This window comes from Bartonella sp. AP150HLJHH (assembly GCF_042196385.1).
Taxonomy (GTDB): domain Bacteria; phylum Pseudomonadota; class Alphaproteobacteria; order Rhizobiales; family Rhizobiaceae; genus Bartonella.
The window spans coordinates 1-1,032 of the sequence record NZ_JBHIQC010000103.1 but is presented as its reverse complement, the minus strand read 5'-3'; the positions used below and the strand labels follow the sequence as shown (position 1 = coordinate 1,032).

Sequence of the window (1,032 nt, the reverse complement as noted above, 5' to 3'; positions counted from 1 at the left end):
CTCTTTATTGCACAAAACGTATCAAAAAGCAAGCTGTTAAGTAAAATAAAAATGGGATTCACACTGTAGATTCAGTGATTTATAATTATCATTTATCAAATCAATTTAAATCATAATGAATAAAATGAACGCTGTTAATTTACCTTCTTTTCAAACAGAAGAACAATCTTCTTTTCGTCAACTGCCCCATAATATTGAAGCAGAGAAAGCTTTGCTGGGTGCTATCATTATCAATAATAATGCTCTTGATAGCGTTTCTGATTTTTTAAAAGCAGAGCACTTTTTTGAACCGTTGCATCAAAAGCTTTTTGATATCATTTCACAAATTATTCAAAATGGAAAAGTTGCAGATCCCATTACTATTAAGCCCTTTGTTGAAAATGATGCGAAAATTGGTGACATCACTGTATATAATTACGTGGTGCGTTTAGCTAAAGAAGCTGTAACAATCATTAATACTAAAGATTATGGGAGTGTCATTTGTGATCTGTTTATCCGACGCTCTTTAATTAACCTTGGCACTCAAGTTGTGAATAGAGCTTATGATGTTTCTGTAGAACTTACAACATCACAACAAATTGAAACTGTTGAAAATCAGTTGTTTGAATTGGCAGAAAAAGGAAAATATGGGGGTGGGTTTGAAAACTTTAATACAGCCATTGCAAAAGCACTTAACATGGCAAGTGCAGCGAAAAAGCGTTCTTCAAGGCTCTCAGGGATAGCTACCCATATCAAAACACTTGATGAGAAAATGGGAGGGTTACAAGCATCTGATTTGATTATCCTTGCGGGGCGCCCTGCTATGGGGAAGACCTCACTGGCGACCAATATTGCTTTTAATATTGCCAATGCTTGCAAGCGTCATGATAACAGCCAAGCCAATGAAGGGGGTATTGTTGGTTTCTTTTCACTTGAGATGTCAACTGAACAGCTTGCAACTCGTATTATCTCAGAGCAAATAAAGGTTTCTTCTTCTGATATGCGTCGTGGTAATATCTCAGAAGAGCAATTTACCAACATCATTTACGCAAT

Annotated in this window: 1 protein-coding gene; it reads left to right on the top strand. The window is 35.9% G+C overall.

The window, feature by feature from the left end; genetic code table 11:
* Positions 1-115: 115 nt before the first annotated feature.
* Positions 116-1,032, top strand: a 917-nt coding sequence (locus tag ACFING_RS09890; RefSeq protein WP_375630793.1) for a DnaB-like helicase C-terminal domain-containing protein, incomplete at its 3' end; no start/stop codon positions are given.